We start from the raw sequence: 821 nt of genomic DNA, 5'->3' as shown, positions 1-821 counted from the left end.
GGGCTTTCATATCAAATCAGCCCAATTTGGGGAGGACGCTCAGCTTTCAGCTGCCTGCCCTCCCTCCCTCTCCCTGGCCTCAGAAGAGGAAGGAAGAAAGGCAGGATGGGGTAGGGCTGATTAGGCAGGGCAGGGATTCCAGGTGTTGGGCTGAGGGGCAGGATCAGGGACATCTCATTGATTTTGGTCTGTTAGTGTATCCTTGTGTGTGAAAGTGTGCATTTGAAAATCAATAACATAGGGACCTTTGGGTGACTCACATCACACACACACACACACATTACAACATCACCCCACATCTACAGACACCAAAGCCTCCAACCTCTACCATGAAGATCGCCATCACAATCACTGTGGTCATGCTGTCCATCTGCTGCAGCTCAGCTTCTTCGGACATCTGCCCAGGATTTCTTCAAGTCCTTGAGGCCCTCCTCATGGAATCAGAGTCTGGTTATGTGGCATCCCTGAAGCCTTTCAACCCTGGCTCAGACCTGCAAAATGCGGGCACCCAGCTGAAGAGACTGGTGGATACCCTCCCACAAGAGACCAGGATAAACATCATGAAGCTCACGGAGAAAATCCTAACAAGTCCTCTGTGTAAGCAAGATTTAAGATTCTGAAGAAGGAGAGTGAGCTCTTCCCCAGAGGGTACTTCCATTGCCTGTCCTCACAGGACATCCTTAGGTGTCAGTCCTCCTCCAAGAGGCCGTCTAAAGAGGAAGAGGAGGAGGAGGAGGAGTCAGACGACGCAGATGACACTCCTGTCCTAAAGCCAGTATCTCTCTTGCGAAAATGTGATGTGAACAGTGCTTCACTTGAGC

At 50.8% G+C, this 821-nt stretch carries 1 protein-coding gene; it reads left to right on the top strand.

Going from position 1 to position 821, the window contains the following annotated elements:
• Positions 1-329: 329 nt before the first annotated feature.
• The gene (locus tag ACO0E1_RS18910; protein WP_422875578.1) at positions 330-620 is read left to right on the top strand and encodes a hypothetical protein; all 291 of its coding nucleotides are present in this window, start codon (positions 330-332) and stop codon (positions 618-620) included.
• Positions 621-821: the final 201 nt, after the last annotated feature.

Origin of the sequence: Curtobacterium guangdongense (assembly GCF_049341845.1) — a bacterium.
GTDB classification, from domain to species: domain Bacteria; phylum Actinomycetota; class Actinomycetes; order Actinomycetales; family Microbacteriaceae; genus Curtobacterium; species Curtobacterium guangdongense.
Note: the sequence above shows the minus strand (reverse complement) of the source record. Positions and strands in the feature narration are given on the sequence as shown.

What these genes read in the sequence shown, in the direction of transcription:
- ACO0E1_RS18910 (WP_422875578.1), top strand. Translation starts at nt 330, where the DNA reads ATGAAGATCGCCATCACAATCACTGTGGTCATGCTGTCCATCTGCTGC.